The organism is Corynebacterium sp. ACRQJ (genome assembly GCF_022346045.1).
Taxonomy (GTDB): Bacteria; Actinomycetota; Actinomycetes; order Mycobacteriales; family Mycobacteriaceae; genus Corynebacterium; species Corynebacterium evansiae.
In genome coordinates this window covers 1-1122 of the sequence record NZ_JAKRMT010000048.1, presented here as the reverse complement: position 1 = coordinate 1122, position 1122 = coordinate 1, and the positions used below count along the sequence as shown (strand labels likewise).

General features: G+C 54.2%; 1 rRNA gene. It reads left to right on the top strand.

Annotated elements, in window-relative coordinates:
* Positions 1–1029 (top strand): 23S ribosomal RNA (locus tag MHX52_RS10325); the annotation flags it as partial.
* Between the last annotated feature and the right edge of the window lie 93 nt (positions 1030–1122).

Sequence of the window (1122 nt, the reverse complement as noted above, 5' to 3'; positions counted from 1 at the left end):
GGTCGATCCTTTGGGTCGAAGCGGAGAATTTAAGCCCCAGTAAACGGCGGTGGTAACTATAACCATCCTAAGGTAGCGAAATTCCTTGTCGGGTAAGTTCCGACCTGCACGAATGGCGTAACGACTTCCCTGCTGTCTCAACCACAGGCCCGGTGAAATTGCAGTACGAGTAAAGATGCTCGTTACGCGCGGCAGGACGAAAAGACCCCGGGACCTTCACTATAGCTTGGTATTGGTGTTCGGTTCGGTTTGTGTAGGATAGGTGGGAGACTGTGAAGCGGCTACGCTAGTGGTTGTGGAGTCGTTGGTGAAATACCACTCTGATCGGATTGGGCATCTGAACCTCGGCCCGTGATCCGGGTTAGGGACAGTGCCTGGTGGGTAGTTTAACTGGGGCGGTTGCCTCCCAAAGTGTAACGGAGGCGCCCAAAGGTTCCCTCAGCCTGGTTGGCAATCAGGTGTTGAGTGTAAGTGCACAAGGGAGCTTGACTGTGAGACTGACAGGTCGAGCAGGTACGAAAGTAGGGACTAGTGATCCGGCACCGGCTTGTGGAAGCGGTGTCGCTCAACGGATAAAAGGTACCCCGGGGATAACAGGCTGATCTTCCCCAAGAGTCCATATCGACGGGATGGTTTGGCACCTCGATGTCGGCTCGTCGCATCCTGGGGCTGGAGTAGGTCCCAAGGGTTGGGCTGTTCGCCCATTAAAGCGGCACGCGAGCTGGGTTTAGAACGTCGTGAGACAGTTCGGTCTCTATCCGCCGTGCGCGTTGAAACTTGAAGAAGGCTGTCCCTAGTACGAGAGGACCGGGACGGACATACCTCTGGTGGGCCAGTTGTCACGCCCGTGGCATGGCTGGTTGGCTACGTATGGGAGGGATAACCGCTGAAAGCATCTAAGCGGGAAGCCTGTTCTGAGATGAGGTTTCTTTTGAGGTTCCCTATAGATTATGGGGTTGATAGGCCGGATCTGGAAGTCATGTGAGTGATGGAGGTGACCGGTACTAATTAGCCGATGTTCAACACAAAAAGCCACTTTTGTTGTGTGGTTGTTGCTGAGACGATTTCGGATTGTCGCAAAGTTGTGTGCTCGCGTCTGTTATGCAGTGTCTGGAACGGCAC